This is a genomic window from Micromonospora sp. NPDC047738, from assembly GCF_040642675.1.
Lineage (GTDB): Bacteria > Actinomycetota > Actinomycetes > Mycobacteriales > Micromonosporaceae > Micromonospora.
Map to the genome: position 1 here is coordinate 158,532 of NZ_JBEYSO010000003.1, position 19,671 is coordinate 178,202.

General features: G+C 73.8%; 19 protein-coding genes and 1 other RNA gene. 15 read left to right on the plus strand and 5 right to left on the minus strand.

Going from position 1 to position 19,671, the window contains the following annotated elements; translation table 11 throughout:
• Window positions 1-51 precede the first annotated feature (51 nt).
• Both ABZ783_RS06830 and ABZ783_RS06835 read left to right on the plus strand, forming a co-directional pair.
• Window positions 52-3,210 (plus strand): DEAD/DEAH box helicase, encoded by a 3,159-nt coding sequence (locus ABZ783_RS06830; RefSeq protein ID WP_357434914.1) that lies wholly within the window; start codon window positions 52-54, stop codon window positions 3,208-3,210.
• On the plus strand, window positions 3,207-4,175 hold the full coding sequence (locus tag ABZ783_RS06835) for an SWIM zinc finger family protein (protein ID WP_357434915.1): 969 nt from the start codon (window positions 3,207-3,209) through the stop codon (window positions 4,173-4,175). Before ABZ783_RS06830 ends, ABZ783_RS06835 begins: the two co-directional genes overlap by 4 nt.
• A 45-nt stretch (window positions 4,176-4,220) precedes the next feature.
• Here the strand turns inward: ABZ783_RS06835 and ABZ783_RS06840 are convergent, their stop codons facing one another.
• Window positions 4,221-4,478 carry a DUF3040 domain-containing protein gene (locus ABZ783_RS06840; protein ID WP_073833711.1) on the minus strand — a complete coding sequence of 86 codons (258 nt, stop codon included), beginning with the start codon at window positions 4,476-4,478 and terminating at the stop codon, window positions 4,221-4,223.
• Between the two features lie 529 nt (window positions 4,479-5,007).
• Window positions 5,008-5,679, minus strand: a complete 672-nt coding sequence (locus tag ABZ783_RS06845) for a bifunctional DNA primase/polymerase (protein ID WP_357434916.1) — start codon at window positions 5,677-5,679, stop codon at window positions 5,008-5,010.
• 243 nt (window positions 5,680-5,922) lie between these two features.
• On the opposite strand from ABZ783_RS06845, the gene ABZ783_RS06850 reads away from it, so the two are divergent.
• From ABZ783_RS06850 to mctP, 7 genes are all read left to right on the plus strand, one after another.
• Window positions 5,923-7,146 carry a helix-turn-helix domain-containing protein gene (locus tag ABZ783_RS06850; RefSeq protein WP_357434917.1) on the plus strand — a complete coding sequence of 408 codons (1,224 nt, stop codon included), beginning with the start codon at window positions 5,923-5,925 and terminating at the stop codon, window positions 7,144-7,146.
• 4 nt (window positions 7,147-7,150) lie between these two features.
• Window positions 7,151-7,732, plus strand: coding sequence for a flavoprotein (locus ABZ783_RS06855; protein ID WP_357434918.1), 582 nt, complete (start codon window positions 7,151-7,153; stop codon window positions 7,730-7,732).
• A gap of 161 nt (window positions 7,733-7,893) precedes the next feature.
• Window positions 7,894-8,766 carry a Nif3-like dinuclear metal center hexameric protein gene (locus tag ABZ783_RS06860; RefSeq protein ID WP_357434919.1) on the plus strand — a complete coding sequence of 291 codons (873 nt, stop codon included), beginning with the start codon at window positions 7,894-7,896 and terminating at the stop codon, window positions 8,764-8,766.
• On the plus strand, window positions 8,756-9,493 hold the full coding sequence (locus ABZ783_RS06865) for a C4-type zinc ribbon domain-containing protein (protein ID WP_357434920.1): 738 nt from the start codon (window positions 8,756-8,758) through the stop codon (window positions 9,491-9,493). The genes ABZ783_RS06860 and ABZ783_RS06865 overlap by 11 nt, the downstream gene beginning before the upstream one ends.
• A 5-nt stretch (window positions 9,494-9,498) precedes the next feature.
• On the plus strand, window positions 9,499-10,719 hold the full coding sequence (locus ABZ783_RS06870) for a bifunctional RNase H/acid phosphatase (RefSeq protein ID WP_357434921.1): 1,221 nt from the start codon (window positions 9,499-9,501) through the stop codon (window positions 10,717-10,719).
• A gap of 198 nt (window positions 10,720-10,917) precedes the next feature.
• Entirely contained in the window at window positions 10,918-11,163 is a 246-nt protein-coding gene (locus ABZ783_RS06875; RefSeq protein ID WP_357434922.1) for a DUF3311 domain-containing protein, read from the plus strand.
• Window positions 11,163-12,818: a monocarboxylate uptake permease MctP gene (gene mctP, locus ABZ783_RS06880; protein WP_357434923.1), complete on the plus strand. Its 1,656-nt coding sequence runs from the start codon at window positions 11,163-11,165 to the stop codon at window positions 12,816-12,818. The genes ABZ783_RS06875 and mctP overlap by 1 nt, the downstream gene beginning before the upstream one ends.
• 54 nt (window positions 12,819-12,872) lie before the next feature.
• Here the strand turns inward: mctP and ABZ783_RS06885 are convergent, their stop codons facing one another.
• A complete protein-coding gene (locus tag ABZ783_RS06885) occupies window positions 12,873-13,352 on the minus strand; it encodes a MarR family transcriptional regulator (protein ID WP_357434924.1) in 480 nt (159 codons plus the stop codon).
• A 53-nt stretch (window positions 13,353-13,405) separates the two neighbouring features.
• On the opposite strand from ABZ783_RS06885, the gene ABZ783_RS06890 reads away from it, so the two are divergent.
• Window positions 13,406-14,638 carry an MFS transporter gene (locus ABZ783_RS06890; RefSeq protein WP_357434925.1) on the plus strand — a complete coding sequence of 411 codons (1,233 nt, stop codon included), beginning with the start codon at window positions 13,406-13,408 and terminating at the stop codon, window positions 14,636-14,638.
• A 68-nt stretch (window positions 14,639-14,706) separates the two neighbouring features.
• Here ABZ783_RS06890 and ABZ783_RS06895 read toward each other — a convergent pair whose 3' ends face one another.
• Complete coding sequence (locus ABZ783_RS06895) at window positions 14,707-15,468, minus strand: sulfite exporter TauE/SafE family protein (RefSeq protein WP_357434926.1); 762 nt, start codon at window positions 15,466-15,468, stop codon at window positions 14,707-14,709.
• Between the two features lie 99 nt (window positions 15,469-15,567).
• On the opposite strand from ABZ783_RS06895, the gene ABZ783_RS06900 reads away from it, so the two are divergent.
• From ABZ783_RS06900 to rnpB, 3 genes are all read left to right on the plus strand, one after another.
• Entirely contained in the window at window positions 15,568-15,852 is a 285-nt protein-coding gene (locus ABZ783_RS06900) for a hypothetical protein (protein WP_357434927.1), read from the plus strand.
• Window positions 15,849-16,235 carry a hypothetical protein gene (locus tag ABZ783_RS06905; protein ID WP_357434928.1) on the plus strand — a complete coding sequence of 129 codons (387 nt, stop codon included), beginning with the start codon at window positions 15,849-15,851 and terminating at the stop codon, window positions 16,233-16,235. The genes ABZ783_RS06900 and ABZ783_RS06905 overlap by 4 nt, the downstream gene beginning before the upstream one ends.
• Window positions 16,236-16,293: 58 nt before the next feature.
• Window positions 16,294-16,706: RNase P RNA component class A (rnpB, locus tag ABZ783_RS06910), an RNA gene on the plus strand.
• Window positions 16,707-16,742: 36 nt separating this feature from the next.
• Here rnpB and ABZ783_RS06915 read toward each other — a convergent pair.
• Window positions 16,743-17,102, minus strand: a complete 360-nt coding sequence (locus ABZ783_RS06915) for a metalloregulator ArsR/SmtB family transcription factor (protein ID WP_357434929.1) — start codon at window positions 17,100-17,102, stop codon at window positions 16,743-16,745.
• A gap of 66 nt (window positions 17,103-17,168) precedes the next feature.
• Between ABZ783_RS06915 and ABZ783_RS06920 the strand changes: the two genes are divergently transcribed.
• Together ABZ783_RS06920 and ABZ783_RS06925 are read left to right on the plus strand one after the other, a co-directional pair.
• Window positions 17,169-18,245, plus strand: coding sequence for a cation diffusion facilitator family transporter (locus ABZ783_RS06920; RefSeq protein WP_357434930.1), 1,077 nt, complete (start codon window positions 17,169-17,171; stop codon window positions 18,243-18,245).
• A 124-nt stretch (window positions 18,246-18,369) separates the two neighbouring features.
• Entirely contained in the window at window positions 18,370-19,581 is a 1,212-nt protein-coding gene (locus ABZ783_RS06925; protein ID WP_357434931.1) for a GAF domain-containing SpoIIE family protein phosphatase, read from the plus strand.
• Window positions 19,582-19,671: the final 90 nt, after the last annotated feature.

A 19,671-nucleotide genomic window follows, 5' to 3' on the forward strand; every position in this document is an offset into this window, starting at 1 on the left:
AGTCGGTCCCGGCCGCCTATCCTGGCCTCGGGCGTCGTCGAGGGGGAGTGCGTGCTGGTCATCCACGGGCTGTGGCTGTCCGGTGTCGGGCTCGCCGTCTGGGCCGAGGACAGCACCCGCCCGGCCCGGGCCCCGCGCCGACCCGGCCGGGCGCCGCGGGAGCGTCCGCACCCCTTCGCCGCCGACCACGCCACCCTCGCCGCCGCGCTCGGCGACCCGCCGGCCGAACCGGCGTCGGTGCTGCTCACCCTGCCCACCCGGGCCGGCTCGCCGATGGACTCCCCGGAGCTGGTCCGGACCACCGCCGGGGAACCGGTCCGTGGTCCGGTCACCCTCGCCGGGTGGCGGGTCCCCGCCCTGGCGTACGCCCCGGACGCCGCGCTCGCCCTGCTCCGCGCCCTCGAGGTGGGGGACGTGGTGCCGGGGGCGACCCTGCGTCACCTGGCCGAACTGGCCGACTTCGCCGCCGACCTCGTCAGCCGCGGCCGGCTGCTGCCCGGTGTGGCCGACGTCGTCGCCGTGCCATCCGCCGACTCCGCGGCGCGGACCCGGACCGGGCGGGGCGCGGTGGACGGCGCGCGACCCCGGCGGCACCTGCGTCCGGTGGACCACTCCGACGTGGTCACCGCCCGGGCGGTCTGGCGGCCGCTGCTCACCGGCACGGACGCGGCCTGGGCGCGCTCGCTGGCCCTCGCCCTGCCCCCGGCCGCCCGCGCCGCCGTCGAATGGGAGGTCACGCCGCCCGGCGCCGCGGCCGGCGCCGTCGGACCAGGGGAGCTGGTCGCCGAGGCGCTGGACGCGTTGACCGACGCCGCCGCCCGGGCCGCCCTGGCCGACACCCTGCTGCACCGGGGCATGCGCCCGGTCGGGCCGGTGCCCCGCTGGCTGGCCGCGCTCACCGGGCCGGAGCGCGTGTTCCGCGCCGAGCCGGCCGCCCTGGACACCCTGCGGGCCGAGCTGGACGCCTGGCAGCGCGACGCCGCCGGCGGCCGGGTACGGGCCGCCTTCCGGCTGGTTGAGCCGCCCGTCGACCCGGTGGCCGAGCTGGTCGAAGGGGGATCCTGGCGACTCGAGTTCGGCCTGCACCCCACCGACGAGCCGGGCCTGGTGGTGGACGCGGCGCAGATCTGGCGCGGGTCCGCGCCCGCCCTGGTCGACCACCGGATCGAGCCGCAGGAAACCCTCCTCGCCGAGCTCGGCCGGGCCAGCCGGCTCTGGCCGGACCTGGACGACGCGCTGCGGACCGCCGCGCCGGAGGGGATGGAGCTGGATGCGGACGGCGCGCACCGGTTCCTCCGGGAGGGTGCGCCGGTGCTGCACGCGGCCGGCTTCGGGGTGCTGCTGCCGTCCTGGTGGCGGCGGCCCTCGTCCCGCCTCGGCGCCCGACTGCGGGCGCGCAGCCGGAGCGCCCCCGCCACGGTCGCCGCCGCCGCGGCGGGCCTCGGGCTGGACGCCCTGGTCGACTATCGCTGGGAGGTGGCCCTCGGCGACCAGCCGCTGACCGCCGAGGAACTGGCCGCCCTGGCCGAGCTGAAGTCCCCGCTGGTCCGGCTGCGGGGCCGCTGGGTCGAGCTGGACCCGGACCGGCTCGCCGCCGGGCTGCGGCTGCTCCGCTCGGCCGGCGAGCTGACCGTGGCCGACCTGCTGCGGATGGGTCTGGCCGGCGCCGACCGCCCCGACGCGCTGCCGGTGCTGGAGGTGACCGCCGACGGGCCGTTGGGTGAGCTGCTGGCCGGGGAGGCGGAGCGGCGGCTCACCCCGGCCGACCCGCCACCGGGGTTCGCCGGGACGCTGCGGCCGTACCAGCGGCGCGGGCTGGCCTGGCTGGCGTTCCTCCAGTCGCTCGGGTTGGGCGGGATCCTCGCCGACGACATGGGGCTGGGCAAGACCGTGCAGCTGCTCGCGCTGCTCGCCGGGGACCCGCCGGAGGTCGGACCCACGCTGCTGGTCTGTCCGATGTCGCTGGTCGGCAACTGGCAGCGGGAGGCGGCCCGGTTCACGCCCGGGTTGCGGGTCCACGTGCACCACGGGGCCGAGCGCGCCCGGGGTGAGGCGTTCGTTGCGGCGGTGCACGCCGCGGACCTGGTCCTCACCACCTACTCGGTGGCCGCCCGCGACGCGTACGACCTGGCCGGGATCGACTGGCACCGGGTGGTGGTGGACGAGGCGCAGGCGATCAAGAACGCCGCCACCCGGCAGGCCGAGGCGGTCCGGTCGCTGCCCGCGCGGCACCGGGTCGCGGTCACCGGTACGCCGGTGGAGAACCGGCTCGCCGATCTCTGGTCGATCATGCAGTTCGCCAACCCCGGCCTGCTCGGCCCGGCCGCCACCTTCCGGAAGAAGTTCGCCGAGCCGATCGAGCGGCACGGCGACGCCGAGGTGGCCGGGCGGCTGCGCCGGATCACCGGACCGTTCGTGCTGCGCCGGCTCAAGACCGATGCGTCGATCATCTCCGACCTGCCCGAGAAGCTGGAGATGGAGGTGCTCTGCAACCTCACCGCCGAGCAGGCCGCCCTCTACCGGGCGGTGGTCGACGACATGATGGCGAAGATCGAGTCCAGCGACGGGATGGAACGCCGCGGCCTGGTGCTGGCCACCATGACCCGGCTCAAGCAGGTCTGCAACCACCCCGCCCAGCTGCTGCACGACGGCTCGGCCCTGCCCGGCCGCTCCGGCAAGCTGGAACGGCTCGAGGAGATCGTCGACGAGGTGCTCGCGGCCGGGGAGAAGGCCCTGCTCTTCACCCAGTACGCCGAGTTCGGCGGGATGCTGCGCGGGCACCTGTCCGCCCGTACCGGCCGGGAGGTGCTCTACCTGCACGGCGGCGTCGGCAAGGCCGAGCGGGACGCCATGGTGACCCGGTTCCAGTCCCCGGACGGTCCGCCGCTGTTCGTCCTGTCGCTCAAGGCCGGCGGCACCGGGCTGACCCTCACCGCGGCGAACCACGTGGTGCACGTGGACCGCTGGTGGAACCCGGCCGTCGAGGACCAGGCCACCGACCGGGCGTTCCGCATCGGCCAACGCCGCCGGGTGCAGGTACGCAAGTTCGTGTGCGCCGGCACGGTCGAGGAGAAGGTGGCCGCGATGATCGCGGACAAGCGCAGCCTGGCCCAGCGGGTGGTGGGCAGCGGCGAGCAGTGGGTCACCGAGCTGTCCACCGACACCCTGCGTGAGCTGTTCGCGCTGGACGCCGGGGCGGTGGTGGAGTGACCACTCCGGACCGAGGGGCGCGGTTCGCCGAGTTCGGGCCGCCGCGCCGGGTCGAGGGCGGCCTGAAGGCGCGCAGCACCCGAGGCGCGATCGGCCGCTCCTGGTGGTCCCGGCGCTTCCTGGAGGTGCTGGAGTCCTTCGCGCTCGGCACCCGGCTCACCCGGGGCCGGGCGTACGCGCGCCGGGGCCAGGTGCTCCGGCTCGACGTCGCCCCCGGGCTGGTGACCGCCAGCGTGCAGGGGTCACGGCCCAAGCCGTACCCGGTGCGGATCGGGTTGGCGGCGTACCCGGACGAGGTCTGGGACCGGCTCGAGGCGGACCTGGCCGGGCAGGCGTTCTTCAGCGCCCGGCTGCTCGCCGGCGACCTGCCGTCCGAGTTGGAGGAGCTGTTCGCCGAGGCGGAGGCGCCCCTCTTCCCGGCCGACGTGGCCGAGCTGGAGCAGCACTGCGGCTGCCCTGACTTCGCCGTCCCGTGCAAGCACCTGGCGGCCACCTTCTACCTGCTGGCCGAGGCGTTCGACGCCGACCCGTTCCGGCTCCTGCACTGGCGTGGTCGGAGCCGGGCCGAGCTGCTCGACCGGCTGCGTACCCTGCGGGGCGTCGCCGCGAGCGCGGACGGCGTACCGGCCGAGCAGGCGGCGGTGCCGGGCGTACCGGCCGGCCCGGCGGACGCCGGTGACAGGCCCGCGGCGGCGGCGGAACGAGCCGTGGCCGGCGCGGGGCGGGTGCTCGGCGGCCTGCCGGCGGCCGAGCTGGCCGACGAGCTGGACCGGTTCTGGCTGCCTCCGGCGCCGTTGCCCGACCGGCCACCCACCCTGGCGACCGGACCGGAGCTGCTGCTGCGCCAGCTCGCCCCGCCGGGGGCCGCGATCGGCGGCCCCGGCCTGGTCGAGCGGCTACGGCGGGCCTACCGGGAGTTCGGCCGGCCGCGACCGGCGACGGACCCGGACACCTCGGCGCGCTGATCCCCGGCGTCCGGTCTCCCGGCCCGCAGGGTGCGATCGGCGCGGTCATAGCCAGCGTCGCCGGAAGTGCCACATGAGCCCGGCGTTGGCCAGCAGCACCACGGCGCAGATCGCGCCGGCCAGCCGGCCGGCCAGTACGGTCATCGCCGGCAGCGAGGCCCACAGCACGATCGTCAACAGCATCAGATAGCGGCCTCGGCGGCCCCGGGCCCGGTGATCGAGCCGGGCGAAGAACTGCGGGTCGCTCTCCCGCAGCTGGCGGGTGATCTGTTCGAACCTGCGCTGATCCTCTTTGCTGAGCATGGCGGTGCCTTCCCCTCACGGCTTCAGCGGTCCCGCGGCATACCCGCAACGGAGGCGGGTCACGCGCTGCTCCTGCCGCCACTTCGATGAAAGTCGGGCGGGTAGGCATCTTCCGGCCGGACGACCTCAGCGCAGGCCTGCCCGGGGGTTACCTTCCGCGGTGCCTTCGAACGGCCCCAACAGCGCCGCCGCGGGCGAAAACGTGAGGTCCCGGCCGCCGCGGCGACAATATTTGTGCGCAACGGGCGGCGGGGCACGGTGGCGGCCGGGTCGGCCGGGCGGGGGTAGGTCAGCGGAGGGGGCGGTGGGTGGTGTTGGGGCGGGAGCCGGTGGGGCGGGGTCGGCCGGGGCGCGAGCCCCAGGGCCGGGTGCCGGCCCAGCGGCGCGGGCGGCGGCGGTGCGGTGCTGGTTCGGTGCCGCCGGTGTGGCGGGCCGCGTCATCACTGGACATGGTCAACCCCCGCTCTGGCGCGAGCGCGCCGTCACCCGGGTCCAACGAGTCCGGCACCGGGGAGGACGCTGCCCGCGGTCAGCAGCCGCGGCGGGGTAGGGGGAGCTGGCCCGGGAGCAGATCGGAGGTGAGCGTGACGCCAGCCGCCCGTAACGCCTCGATCAGCGCGTTCTGCACCAGATAGGAGTCGGGAAGCTGCCAGCGCGCCTGCTCGGGGGCGACCGCCCAGCGCACCGTCCCCTCGGGCAGCCGGGTCGGCGGTGCCGGGATCCAGGAGCCGCCACCGTGCCGGATCACGTGGAAGCAGTGCTCAAGTTCCGGCCGGAGCGGGTCGCCGCGGCGGACCAGGAACATCCAGCGGCCGGTGGGGGTGACCAGGACCGGCCCGCGTACGCCGAAGCCGGCCGGGTGGGTCGCGAGCGTGTCCAGGACCCGTCGCCCGAGGTGGGCCGCGACCTCCAGTACGTCGAACGCGCGCCCGGTGGGCAGCAGCACCCCGTGCGGGCGGCTGCGCCACCAGGTGGCCACCCGCGCCGGGTCGGCGCTCGCCGCGTGCTCCCAGTTCTCCAGGGCCGGGTGGCAGCCGCTGGTGGGACAGCCGGCCCGGCCGCAGACGAAGCGGCTGTTGGCCAGGCAGGCGCCGGGCGTCACCTCCCAGCCGTGGACGGCGTAGCGGACGGCGACCCGGCGCAGCCGGACCCGTTCCAGGGGCGACAGGTGAGCCACGCGTGGTCCGACATTCCCCCACATGTGTGCCACATCCCCTCTCGTCCGCACTGGATGGTCCACATCGCACGTCGAACGCCGTCACTGCCGTAACCCGCGGTCGTTGAGCTGACGAACGGCTGATGCAACTTGCACGGAAACTACGAGAACTGGCCGTACGGCTGACGTACAGAGTGTGCGACCAGGGAAAACCTGAGAACCGACCGGTCGCCGCGACCGTCGACCGGGTTGGCTCAGCCGGACGTGCGCAGGGGGAGGGATGGCGAGATGGACGAACTACCCATAGGCCGCCGGGTGGCGTACTGGCGGGGGCGGCGCAAGATGTCCCAACAGGTCTTCGCCGACCGGCTCGGCAAGTCCAAGAGCTGGGTGGACAAGGTGGAGCGCGGAGTCCGGCGGCTGGACAAGTTCTCCGTCCTCTACGAGATCGCCGACATTCTCCAGGTCGACGTCCAACTGCTCCTCGGCAAGGACCCGGAGCGGCGCACGGACACCCTCAACTGCATCGACCAGGTCGAGGTCGAGGAGATCCGGGCCGCGCTGGAGCGGTACGACTCGATGACCGCCTACTTCGACGCGGCGCCGTACCCGCCCCCGCTGGCGGACATGCGCAAGGCGGTCAACCACGCCTGGCTCACCTACCAGTACGGCCGCTACGGGATGCTCACCCGCGCCCTGCCGAAGCTGCTGCGCGACGCCCAGGCCGCCGACGCCGGCTACGCCGACGAGCAGGCCCGGGACGCCGCCCACCTGCTCGGGCAGGTCTACCAGATCGCCTCCTCGGTGCTCCGCAAGCTCGGCGAGTGCGACCTGGCCTGGCTGGCCGCCGACCGCTCGATGGCGGTCGCCCAGCGGGCCGACGACCAGTTGCTGGCCGGTGTCGCCACCACCCGGGTCTGCAACGCGCTGGCGGCCATGGGCCGGTCCCGGCCGGCGCTGGAACTCAACGTCAACATCGCCAACCGGCTGGCCCCCGGCAACGGCGACGCCAGCCCGGAGCAGCTCTCCGTCTACGGCATGCTGCTGCTCCAGGGCGCGATGGCCGCCGCCCGCATCGGCGACTCCGCGACGGTGGACGATCTGCTCAACGGGGCCCAGGAGGCGGCCACCCTGCTGGGCAGCGACCAGAACCACTACTGGACCTCGTTCGGCCCGACCAACCTCGAGCTGCACCGGGCCGCCGCCGCCGTCGAACTCGGCGACGGGGGCCGGGCGGTGGAGATCCACCAGCGGATCCCCGAGCCGGCGTTCAACGCGCTGCTGCCCGAGCGGCGCGCGCACCACCTGCTCGACATCGCCCGCGGCTACGCCCAGATCGGCGACGTCGCCAACGCGGGTGAGATGCTGCTGCTCGGTGACCGGCTCGCCCCGTCCGAGATCCGCTGCCGGCCGATCGCCCACGAGGTGATGTCCGACGTGCTCCGTCGCACACGGGGTACGCCGCCTCCGCCGATCGGGGAGTTGGCTGAGCACATGGGAGTCGGAGTATGAGCGGATGAACAGTCCGCATCTCAGCCACCGGCGCCGTCGGGTGCTCTACGTGATCGCCTGCGGCTCGCCGCTGGCCCGCAACGTCGGCCGGTTGGTCGACCTCGCCCAGCAGGACGGCTGGGACGTCTGCGTGGTCACCACCCCGGACGGTGCCAAGTTCGTCGACCGCGCGTCGCTCGCCCGGCAGACCGGGCATCCGGTACGCACCCACTACAAGAACCCGGGCGACCCGGACGTGCTCCCCCCGGCGGACGCGATGCTGGTCTGCCCGGCGACGGTCAACACCGTCAACAAGTGGGCGGCCGGCATCGCCGACACGCTCGCCCTGGGGCTGCTGATCGAGGCGCAGGGGCTCGGGGTGCCGATCGCGGCCGTCCCGTACACCAACTCGGCGATGGCCGCGCACCCGGCGTTCCGGGCCAGCCTGGACCGGCTGCGTGAGTGGGGGGTGCGGGTGGTCTTCGGCGAGCATGTCGTACCGCTGCACCCGCCGGGTACCGGTGAGCGGCACGCGGACGTGTTCCCCTGGGAGGTCGGCCTCGCGGCGCTGCGCGGCACGCCACGTCCGGCCGCCCCGGTCGGCTGAGCCGGCCCCCGACGTGCCGAGGGGTCAGCTCGCGCCGGCCCGTCCGGCCGCACCGACACCGGGTCGCGCCCGGCCACCGGCGAGCGGATGATGGGCGACCCGTGGGCCGCAGGTTCCGTCTGCCGCCGGACCGGGCCCGGACGCCGGTAAGCTGGCCGGCCGTGAGCACAACCGGATCCCCGCCCACCGTCGCCGACGTGGTGGCCGTGCTGGACCGCCGCTACCCGCCCGGGTGGGCCGAGGAGTGGGACCGGGTCGGCCTGGTGCTCGGCGAGCCCAGCACGCCGGTACGCCGGATCGCCTGCGTGGTCGACGTGGTCCCGGAGACGGTGGACGAGGCGCTCGCCGCCGGGGCCGACCTGATCGTCGCGCACCACCCGCTGCTACTGCGCGGGGTCTCCTCGGTCGCCGCCACCACGTACAAGGGGCGCATCGTCCACCGGATGATCAAGGCGGACGTGGCGCTGTACGTGGCGCACACCAACGCCGACGTGGCCGACCCGGGCGTCTCCGACGCGCTCGCCGCCCGGTTCGGGCTGACCGGGCTGCGCCCGCTGCACCGGCCCCGGCCGGGGTCACCCGCCGACGGCCCGGGGCGGGGCATCGGCCGGATCGGCGAGCTGCCCGCCCCGATGACCCTGGCCGAGCTGACCCGGCACGCGGCGGCCGTGCTCCCGGCCACCGCCTGGGGAGTTCGCGCCGCCGGGGATCCCGGGCGTATGGTTCGTACCCTTGCCGTCAGCGGAGGCTCGGGGGACAGCTTCCTCGCCGAGGCGACCGTCGCCGGGGTGGACGCGTTCCTCACCGCGGACCTGCGCCACCACCCCGCCGGTGAGCACCTCGCCGCCGGCGGCCCGGCCCTGCTGGACGCCGCCCACTGGGCGACCGAACGACCCTGGCTGGACGACCTGGCCGCCCACCTGCGGGACGAGCTGGGCGTCGAGACCGTGGTGTCCGACCTGGACACCGACCCGTGGACCGTGCACGCCGCCGCACCCGACCGGACGACAAGGAGTCCCGACCGTGAAGGCTGATCCGAAGGTGCAGCGCCGGCTGCTCGACCTGCAGGCGATCGACACCGCCCTCGCCCAGCTCGCCCACCGCCGCCGGTCGCTGCCCGAGCGGGCCGAGCTGGAGGCCCTCGCCCGGGAGCTCTCCGCGCTGGAGGACGAGCGGGTCCGGGCGCAGGTGGCCGTCGACGACCTGGACCGGGACATCGCCCGGCTGGAGAAGGACGTCGACCAGGTACGCGCCCGCAAGAGCAAGGACGAGGCGCGGCTCGCGTCCGGCAGCGGGCCGGCCCGAGAGTTGGAGGCGATCCAGCACGAACTGGCCTCGCTGAACCGCCGGCAGAGCGACCTGGAGGACGCCGAGCTGGAGCTGATGGAGCAGCGGGAGACCGCGCAGGGGGTGCTCGACGGCGTCGAGCGGCGGATCGCCGAGGCCCGGGACCGGCGGGCCGCCGCCGAGCAGCGGCGCGACGAGAGCCTGGCCGAGATCGCCAAGGAGGAGGAGTTCAAGCGCGGCGCCCGCCAGCCGCTCGCCGGCGACCTCCCGGCCGACCTGGTCACCCTCTACGACCGGATCCGCGAGGACACCGGGCTCGGAGCCGCGTTGCTCACCGCCGGCCGCTGCGGCGGCTGCCGGCTGGAGCTCTCCGGCGCCGACCTGGCCCGGATCCGCAAGGCCGACCCGGACGAGGTGGTGCGCTGCGAGGAGTGCCGGCGGATCATGGTCCGGACCGCCGAGTCGGGTCTCTGACCGCCGTGGCGGTGCGTGCGGTCGTCGTCGAGGCCGACGGCGGGTCCCGGGGCAACCCGGGACCGGCCGGCTACGGCGCGGTGGTCCGGGACCCGGCGACCGGCGAGGTGCTGGCCGAGCGGTCCGAGGCGATCGGCACCGCCACCAACAACGTCGCCGAGTACCGGGGCCTGATCGCCGGGCTGGAGGCCGCCGCCGAACTGGGCGCGGCCGAGGTCGAGGCCCGGATGGACTCGAAGCTCGTGGTCGAGCAGATGTGCGGCCGCTGGCAGATCAAGAACCCGGGGTTGCGGCCGCTCGCCGCGCAGGCCGCCGGCTTGGTCGCCCGGTTCGCCGCCGTCCGGTTCACCTGGGTGCCCCGGGAGCGTAACCAGCACGCGGACGCGCTGGCCAACGCGGCGATGGACGCCGCCGCCGGGATGGCGCCGGCCCGGCCGGTCGTCGCCACGCCCCGCATCGTGGAGCCGCCGCGCGAGGTCGCCGGCCCCGGCGCGGCCGCCCGGGCCGCAGCCCGCGAGGTCGCCGCCCGCGCCGCCACCAACCGGGCCACCGGCACCGACCCGGCCACCACGCCGGCCTCCTGGGAACCGCGCCCGACCGAGAGCGCCACCCGACTGATCCTGGTCAGGCACGGCGAGACCGAGCGCACCGTGCAGAAGCAGTACTCCGGTCGCGGTGACGTCCCGCTGACCGATCGGGGCCGGGCCCAGGCCCGGGCCACCGCCGCCCGGGTGGCCGCCCTCGCGCCGTCCGTCGCGGCCGTGGTCAGCTCGCCCCTGTCCCGCTGTACGGCCACCGCCGAGGCGATCGCCGCCGTGGCCGGGAACCCACCGGTACGTACCGACGACGACCTCGTCGAGTGCGACTTCGGGGTCTGGGAGGGGCGGACCTTCGCCGAGGTGCGCGCTGACTGGTCGGGGGAGCTGGACGCCTGGCTCGCCTCCACCCGGGTCGCCCCGCCCGAGGGCGAGTCGTTCGCCGCGGTCGCCGAGCGGACCGGCCGGGCGGTCGAGCGGCTGCGTACGGCGTACCCCGGGGAGACCGTCGTGGTGGTCTCCCACGTCTCGCCGATCAAGCTGGTGCTGCGCGACGCCCTCGCGGCCGGCGACGCCTTCCTGCACCGGCTCTACCTGGACACCGCGGGCGTCTCGGTGCTCGACCTGTACCCGGACGGCGGCGTCGCGGTCCGGTCGGTCAACGACACCGCCCACCTGACCGCCCACTGACCACGGCGGCTCCGGTTCGGCGCGTCGGGCGCGGTGGCTGGAGCCGCCGCCGGCCGTCCGTCCGATCGGCTCCGCCGTTCGGCGCATCCGGGTGTCCGCTCGGCGCATCGCCCGTGTCCGGCTGAACGTGACCGGGCTCACATGGTCGTAGCCTCCGGCCGTCACATGGCGAGTTACGACTTCCCGGAGGTGTGTCACATGGCTGCACCCGAGCCGGCGGCGCCGACGACGGCGCGATCCAGGGCGAAGGACCACAGTCCCTGGAACTGGTTGCTGTTCATACCGATCGTGGTGCCGCTCATCCCGGCCTTCTTCAACGCCGACTCACCCCGGATCTTCGGGTTCCCGCGCTTCTACTGGCTGCAGCTGGCCTGGATCCTGCTCGGCGTCGGCACCACCACGCTCGTCTACCAGATGACGAAGAAGCGGGGAGGTGAACGGTGATGTGGCGGGACCACCTGACCGAGATCATCGTCTTCACCGTCCTCTTCCTGCTGGTCAGCGCGATGGGCTTCGTGGCGGCCCGGTGGCGGGCGCCGCGCGACATGGCGCACCTGGACGAGTGGGGACTGGGCGGGCGCAGCTTCGGCGGCTGGATCACCTGGTTCCTGGTCGGCGGTGACCTCTACACCGCGTACACCTTCGTGGCGGTGCCGGCGCTGATCTTCGGGGCCGGCGCGGCCGGGTTCTTCGCGGTGCCGTACACGATCGTCATCTACCCGATGGTGTTCCTGGTGCTCTGCCGGCTCTGGTCGGTGTCGCACCGGCACGGCTTCGTCACCCCGGCCGACTTCGTGCGCAGCCGGTTCGACTCGCCGGTCCTGGCGCTGCTGGTCGCGATCACCGGCATCGTGGCGACCATGCCGTACATCGCGCTGCAGTTGGTCGGCATCGAGGCGGTGCTGAAGACGATGGGGGTCACGGGGGAGAGCGCACTGGCCCGGCACCTGCCGATCATCATCGCGTTCGCCATCCTGGCGGCCTACACCTACCAGTCGGGGCTGCGCGCGCCGGCGCTGATCGCCTTCGTCAAGGACTCGCTGATCTACATCGTGATCCTGGTGGCGGTCCTCTACCTGCCGTACAAGCTCGGCGGCTGGGGCAGCATCTTCGACGCGGCGGACGCGAAGTTCCAGGCCTCCCCGGCACCGGGTGACGGCATCCTGCTCAACGCCAACAACCAGCTCCAGTACGTCACTCTGGCGTTCGGCTCGGCGCTGGCGCTCTTCCTCTATCCACACAGCATCACCGGCGTGCTGGCCAGCCGGAACCGGGACGTGATCAAGCGGAACATGTCCGCGCTGCCGGCGTACAGCCTGCTGCTCGGGCTGATCGCGCTGCTCGGCTACATGGCCATCGCGGCGAAGGTGACGCCGCTGGCGGGGACCAAGGAGGGCAGCTTCGACACCAACACCATCGTGCCGCGGCTCTTCGACGCGCAGTTCCCGGACTGGTTCGCCGGGATCGCGTACGCGGCCATCGGCATCGGCGCGCTGGTGCCGGCGGCGATCATGTCGATCGCGGCGGCGAACCTGTTCACCCGCAACATCTACAAGGAGTACTTCAAGCGGGACGCGACCCCGGCGCAGGAGGCGAACGTCTCGAAGATCACCTCGCTGGTGGTGAAGGTCGGCGCGGTCGCCTGCATCGTCTTCCTCGACCCGCAGTTCTCCATCGACCTGCAGCTCATCGGCGGCGTGATCATCCTCCAGACGCTGCCGGCGGTGGCGCTGGGCCTCTACACCCGCTGGTTCCACCGAGGGGCGCTGATCGCCGGCTGGGCGGCCGGCATGGCGCTCGGCATGTGGATGCTCTACCAGATCGCGAACCCGGCGACCGGGAAGAAGCACTTCGCCGGTTCGGCCTTCCCGCTCTCCGAGTTCGGCTTCGACACCAAGAAGACGATCTACGTGGGGATCGTCGCGGTGCTGGTCAACCTGGTCGTCGCCGCGCTGCTCACGCTGGTGCTGCGGGCCGGCAAGGTGGCCGACGGGGCGGACGGCACCACCCCGGACGACTACTTCGCCGACGAGGGCGACGCCCGGGTCACCCCCGGCGCCACCCGCGACGCCGACTCCGCCCCGGAGCCGGTCGCCTGAGGTCCCCGACGCCCCCGGTCGCCCCCGCAGGCGGCCGGGGGCCTCGCCGTGCCGTCAGCGGCGTCGATTGCGCGACTCCAACGCCTCGTTGAGGCGGTGCAGCAGCTCCGCGAGGGTGTCCCGGTCGCCGGCGGTCCAGCCGGCGAGGATGTCGCCGTAGAGCCGGGTGCGGGCCGTCTGGACGGCGGCCATCCGCTGCAGCCCGGCCTGGGTGGGGGAGATCACCGTGCCCCGCCCGTCGGCCGGGTCCGGCGTACGGACGATCAGGCCGTCCCGCTGCATGGCGGAAACCTGCCGGGTGACCGTGGAGCCGTCCAGGTTCAGCCGCGCGGCCAGCGCCGAGACGTTCTGCGGGCCGGCGCTGTCCAGGTGCCGCAGGATCACGTACGCCGCCCGGTCCAGCACCCGGTGCTCGGCCGTGCCGGTGGCCCGGCGGGTCGCCTCGCCCAGCCGCATCAGCAGCGCGATCTCGGTCTCGATTCGGCCGAGGGTGGCCTCGTCCTGAGCCGGTCCGGTCGTGTGGTCGTCCCTCATAGCTGTATGATACAACCGAATTACCTGTACGATACAGCTATCTGGGAGGCGGAGTGGATCGGCGATCCGAGCCCAACCGCAGTGCCATCTACGCCACCACGCTGGTGGCCTTCCTCGCCATCGCCGGCATCGCCGTGGTGGACCCGATCCTGCCGGCCATCGGCGAGGCGATCGGGGTCACCGCCTGGCAGGTCGAACTGCTGTTCACCGCGTACATCGCGGTGATGGCCGTCGGCATGATCCCGGCGACCCTGGCCAGCGGGAAGTTCGGTTTCAAACCGGTGCTCATCACCGGTGTCTCGGTGGTCGGCCTGGCCGCGATCCTCGCGTCGTTCAGCAACGACATCGTGCAGCTCTCCGCGCTGCGCGGCGTGTGGGGCCTGGGCAACGCCATGTTCTTCGCCACCGCGATGGTGGTGCTGGTCAACCTCGCCAACGACCGGGAATGGGTGGTCGGCCTCTTCGAGACCGCGCTCGGCCTCGGCTTCGCCGTCGGCCCGCTGATCGGCGGCTTGCTCGGCGAGGTGAGCTGGCGGCTGCCGTTCTTCGTCTGCGGCGTGTTCATGGTGCTCGCGCTGGGCGTGGCGGCGCGCAAGCTCCGCGAGCCGGCCCGCCGGCAGGCCCCGGTACGCCTCGGCCAGATCTTCTCGACGTACCGCAAGCCGGCGTTCATCACCCTCTGCGTGGTCACCGCCGCGTACAACTTCGTCTTCTTCGTGGTGCTCGGCTACACGCCGCTCTTCCTGCACCTCGACGTCATCCCGCTGGGGCTGGCCTTCACCGGCTGGGGCCTCGGCCTGGCCGCCGGCATCCTGCTGATCGGCCACCGGCTGGCGCACCGGATCGGCGCGGTGCAGACCGTCGGCGTGGCCATCGCCGGCCTGCTGGTCTGCATGGTCCTCTTCGCCACCTCGTCCGGCACCACCGAGTCGCTGGTCGTGCTGGTGCTGTCCGGCCTGTTCATGGGCCTGGCCAACGCCAACCTCACCGACCTGGCGCTCGGCCTCGGCTCCGCCGACCGGCGGGTCGCGACCGGCGCGTTCAACCTGGTCCGCTGGGGCGCCGCCGCGCCGGCCCCGATCATCTCCGGCAAGCTCGCCGAGCACGGGCTGGCCCTGCCGTTCTGGGTCGGCTTCGGGGTGCTCGCCGTCGGCGTGCTGGTCTACCTCGCCTTCGCGCACGTGATGGCCGCCGGCTACGGCGAGCGCGTGCTCTGGTCCCGGTGGAACCGGGCCGCCCGCGGCGCCGAGCACGCGCCGGAGGAGCCGGTCGGCGAGGCGTACTGAGCCACTGCCCCTCCTGGTCGAACCGCCCCGGCGCAGCCTCACGCCGGGGCGGTTCGGTGTCCAGGGGGTCAGCGCAGCGCGCGCCAGAGCAGGTCGAGGCCGATCACCGTGCCGAACACCACGATGACGGTCTTCAGCACCACCGGCGGGAGCCGGCGGACCAACCGGGCGCCCACGTACCCGCCGACCACGGTGGCCGGCGCGACCACCGCGACCGCCGCCCAGTTGACCGGGCCGAAGAGCGCGAACACCACCAGCGTGGTCAGCCCCACCACGGCCGAGAGCAGGTTCTTGACGGCGGTGACCCGGGCCAGGGTGGCGTCCAGCACCAGGGCCAGGCCGGCCACCAGCATCACCCCGAGCGCCGCGCCGAAGTAGCCGCCGTACACCGAGCCGAGCGCGACCATGGCCTGCACGGTGACGGTACGGCGGCGCGGGCTGAGGTCGGCCGGATGGCCGACCAGCCGGCGCAGCGGGTCCTGGAAGGCCAGGACGGCGGTCGCGCCCAGCACCAGGAACGGCACCACCAGCTCGAACGCCCGCGCCGGGGTGGCCAGCAGGAGCAGGCAGCCGACGCCCGTGCCGAGCACGGTGGTGGGCAGCAGGCGCCACAGCTGCGGCCCGCGCGGCAGGTCCATCCGGCTGCCGGCGACGCTGGCCACGTACCCGGGGAAGACCGACACCGAGTTGGTGACGTTCGCCGGCACCGGCGGCAGGCCGGTCGCGATCAGGGCCGGGAAGGTGATCAGCGAGCCGCCCCCGGCCGCCGCGTTCACCGTGCCCGCGGCGAGACCGGCGGCGAGCAGGAGCGCGGCGTCGGAGAGGTCCATGGTTACCGGAGGCTAGTACGGCCGGGACGGATCTCAACTTTCCGCTGCCCTGCCGCGTCGCTCCCAGCCGGAGTGGTATACCGCTCGTATACTTCGCCGGTGGACACGACCATCAAGGTGGCTGCTGAGGTACGGGACCGGTTGGCCGTCCTGGCCCAGGAGCGGGGCGTCAGCATGCGCGACCTGTTGGCCGAGTTCGCCCGGACGACGCCGACCCGCGAGGAACTGCGTGAACGGGCGACCAGAGCCGAGGCGTACATCCGGGCGCGAATCGCGCCCGACCTGAGCGATGAGGATCTTGCCCGAGGCGAGAGTGTGTGGTCGGCGATCGAAGCCGGCGAGGCTCCCGAGAGCCTGGCCGAGCCTCGACCACGAGCCGCGTGACCATGAACGGAGTGGTTTTCGACCACACCGCGCTGCTCGCCTTCGGCGCGGGACACCATTTGCTCTCCGGTCTCGTTGTCCAGGCGCACCGGGAGCACGGAAGGCAACTGTTCGTACCGGCGCTCTGCCTGGCTGGCGCCGCCGCCCAGCGGCCGGCCCTTGGCGAGCACGTCGGAGCCCTACCGGTGCTGGACGTCGTGGAGCTGCGCTACTCCGGGGCTCTCGCCGTGGGTCGGCTGGTGAAGCAGGGCGTGGACTGGGAACTGGCGCACGCGGTGGTGCTGGGGCGACCCGACCCGGAGTGGCCCCAGGGCCGCCCCGTGCTGACGGAGACGCCCAAGGCGTACGCCGGGTTGGGTGTTCTGACGATCGACGTGGGGTGACCGCACGGCCGGGAAATGGCGGCGGCGCGGGCGTCGTTAGGATGATGGACGCGACGGACGAGTCGACCGGGCGGTCGCGTCGACGGGCTTTGCGGCCCGTCGCCGAGGAACGTCCGGACTCCACAGGGCAGGGTGGTTGCTAACGGCAACCCGGGGTGACCCGCGGGACAGTGCCACAGAAAACAGACCGCCGGCCCCGAAACGGGACGGTAAGGGTGAAACGGTGGGGTAAGAGCCCACCAGCATCCCGGGTGACCGGGATGGCTCGGTAAACCCCACCCGGAGCAAGGCCAAGAAAGGATCCTCGCCGCGAGGCGATGGTCCGCGCAGACGCTTGAGGGCTGCCCGTCCGATGTCTGCGGGTAGGCCGCTGGAGCCTGCCGGCGACGGTAGGCCGAGATGGATGGCCGCCGCCGACGCGCCTTCGGGCCGCGTCGGTCACAGAATCCGGCGTACAGGTCGACTCGTCCGTCGCCCACCAGCTGGCCGGCGCGGCCCTGGGGCTGCTCAATCATGCTCCGGGAGGCCGCTGACCCGGTGCGCCGCGGCGTGCAGCACCTCCGCCACCAGTCGGCGCACATGGCCGCCCCGGGCCCGGTAGAGCGCCCGGCGGCCCTCCCGCCGCACGCTGACCAGCCCCGCCAACCGGAGCTTTCCGAGGTGCTGCGACACCGCCGGCCGGGCCAGCCCCACCGCCGCCACCAGCGCGGTCACGTCGTGCTCGCCCTCGCTGAGCAGGTGCATCAGCCGCAGCCTGGTGCCGTCGGCCAGCATCCGCAGCATCTCCGTCGCCGCCGCCACGTCCGGCCCGCCAGGTAGGCGCTGTTGCAGATCACTGGCAGCTGCAACATTGTCGCGTGCGTACATGAGCACATATTATCGCTGGCGTCAGGGGTACGGACCGTCCGTGCGACCGGGCGAACTGGGGGAGTGGTGACGGACCACGACCACGGCCATGACCACTCACGCGACCACGGCCGGCACGAGCGCGACCATGATCACCACCACGACGGGCGCAGCGCCTGGTGGCACCGGCTGACCCACGCCGCCGTCCCCCACTCCCACGACTCCCGGGCGAAGGTCGACCCCGCCCTGGAGTCCTCCCGGCAGGGCCTACGCGCCCTGTGGCTCTCGCTGGTCGGACTCGGGATCACGGCGCTCGCCCAGGCGGTCATCGTGGTGCTGTCCGGCTCGGTGGCGCTGCTCGGCGACACCCTGCACAACGTCGCCGACGCCCTGACCGCCGTGCCGCTGGGGATCGCCTTCCTCGTGGGCCGGCGTGCCGCCACCCGCGCCTACACCTACGGGTACGGCCGGGCCGAGGACCTCGCCGGCATCATCATCGTCGCGGTCATCGCCGCCTCCGCCGTCGCCGCGGCCGGGACCGCCGTCGTCCGGCTGCTGCACCCCGCCGAGGTGACCCACCTGCCCTGGGTCGCCGCCGCCGGTCTCGTCGGCTTCCTCGGCAACGAGCTGGTCGCCCAGTACCGCATCCGGGTCGGCCGGCGCATCGGCTCCGCTGCCCTCGTCGCCGACGGGCTGCACGCCCGCACCGACGGGTACACCTCGCTGGCAGTGCTCGCTGCGGCCGGCGGTGCCGCCCTCGGCTGGCGCTGGGCCGATCCCGTCGTCGGCGTGGTCATCGCCGTCGCCATCACCTTCGTCCTCAGGGACGCCGCCCGCGAGGTCTACCGGCGCCTGATGGACGCCGTCGATCCCGACCTCGTCGACCAGGCCGAGTCCGCGCTCCGGGCGGTCGACGGCGTGCAGGACGTGGCCGCCGTGCGACTGCGCTGGATCGGCCACCGGCTGCACGCCGAGGCGGAGCTGGTGGTCGACGCGAAGCTCAGCCTCCTCGCCGCGCACGAGATCGCGGCCGACGCCGAACACCAGCTCACCCACGCCGTGCCCCGGCTGGCCACCGCCACCGTCCATACCGACCCGGACAGTCATCCCGGGGGGCACCATCACACCGCACTGTCGCACCGCCGGCGTGCGCCCTCCCGATGAGTGCCCGGTAGCTGCCCCGATCGCCGTGCCCGGCCCTGTCTGGGCAGCTCGCGCCCCTGAGTATGCCGACGTCGGGGCGGGCGCGGACGGGCGGAAGTTGCCGGAATGCAACTACGATCCTGAGGTGGTTCGCGCCGAGCACCTGAGGGACGAGCAGCGGTTGCACCGCATCGAGGCGGTGACCGATGCCACGCTCTCTCGTCTCGACGTCGCCGACCTCTTCGACGAACTGCTCGACCGGGTCCGCGATCTGCTGCAGGTCGACACGGCGGCCATCCTCCTGCTCGACGTACGCGCCCAGCAGTTGGTCGCCACCGCGGCCAAGGGGCTGGAGGAGGAGGTACGACAAAGGTTCCGGGTCTCGATCGGGCGTGGCTTCGCCGGCCGGATCGCCTACACCCGGCAGCCGGTGATCATCGAGCAGGTCACCCCGGACAAGGTGGTCAACCCGATCTTGCTGGACACCGGTGTCCGGTCCCTGCTGGGCGTACCGATCATCGCGCGGGGTGACCTCGTCGGCGTCCTGCACGTCGGCACCCTCACGCCGCGGCGGTTCACCCCCGACGACGTCCGCCTGCTGGAACTCGTGGCCGACCGGCTCAGCCTGGCCAGCCGGGCCCGCGCGAACACCCTGGACCAGGCCGCCGCGCTGGCGCTGCAGCGCAGCCTGATCCCCACCGAACTGCCCGAGGTGCCCGGTATCGAGATGGCCGCCCGGTACGTGCCGGGACACGCCTCCGGCGTCGGCGGCGACTGGTACGACGTCTTCACCCTCCCGTCCGGCTGGACGGGTGTGGTGGTCGGCGACGTGTCGGGTCACGGGCTGCAGTCGGCCGTGGTGATGGGCCGGGTCCGCAGTGCCCTGCGCGCGTACGCGCTGGTCTGCGACGATCCGGCCGAGGCGCTGACGCTGCTCGACCGGAAGGTGGTCCACTTCGAGGCCGGCAGCCTGACCACCGCGCTGTACGCGATGATCTCCCCGGACGGCACCACCGTGCGCGTCGCCCTAGCCGGGCACCCCCGCCCGGTGCTGGCCGTCCCCGGCCAACCGAACGACGTGCTCCCCGCCCGCGTCGACCCACCGCTCGGCACCGGCCGCCGGCCGCCCGAGCGGCACACCACCGCGGTCGACTTTCCGCCCGGCGCGGTCCTGGTCTCCTACACCGACGGCCTCGTCGAACGCCGCGGCGAACTGCTCGACGTCGGCATCGCCCGGCTGCTGGCCGCCGTGCCGCTGGCGCCCGTCGAGACGGTCTGCGCCACCGTCATGGCGATGCTCGACACCGAGCACCCGGTTGACGACATCGCCCTGCTGGCCATCCGCCGCCTGCCCTAGGGGCGGCCGCCGCGCGATGGGGAGGGCGGCCGTGCCGGGTTGGTGGACCGCTCGGCGAGGTCGCGGATCCGGTGCGGGCCGGGCCCACGC

What these genes read in the sequence shown, in the direction of transcription:
- ABZ783_RS06885 (WP_357434924.1), bottom strand. Translation starts at nt 13,352, where the DNA reads ATGAGGGACGACCACACGACCGGACCGGCTCAGGACGAGGCCACCCTC.
- ABZ783_RS06895 (WP_357434926.1), bottom strand. Translation starts at nt 15,468, where the DNA reads ATGGACCTCTCCGACGCCGCGCTCCTGCTCGCCGCCGGTCTCGCCGCG.
- ABZ783_RS06845 (WP_357434916.1), bottom strand. Translation starts at nt 5,679, where the DNA reads ATGTGGGGGAATGTCGGACCACGCGTGGCTCACCTGTCGCCCCTGGAA.
- ABZ783_RS06875 (WP_357434922.1), top strand. Translation starts at nt 10,918, where the DNA reads ATGGCTGCACCCGAGCCGGCGGCGCCGACGACGGCGCGATCCAGGGCG.
- ABZ783_RS06855 (WP_357434918.1), top strand. Translation starts at nt 7,151, where the DNA reads ATGAACAGTCCGCATCTCAGCCACCGGCGCCGTCGGGTGCTCTACGTG.
- mctP (WP_357434923.1), top strand. Translation starts at nt 11,163, where the DNA reads ATGTGGCGGGACCACCTGACCGAGATCATCGTCTTCACCGTCCTCTTC.
- ABZ783_RS06840 (WP_073833711.1), bottom strand. Translation starts at nt 4,478, where the DNA reads ATGCTCAGCAAAGAGGATCAGCGCAGGTTCGAACAGATCACCCGCCAG.
- ABZ783_RS06850 (WP_357434917.1), top strand. Translation starts at nt 5,923, where the DNA reads ATGGACGAACTACCCATAGGCCGCCGGGTGGCGTACTGGCGGGGGCGG.
- ABZ783_RS06915 (WP_357434929.1), bottom strand. Translation starts at nt 17,102, where the DNA reads ATGTACGCACGCGACAATGTTGCAGCTGCCAGTGATCTGCAACAGCGC.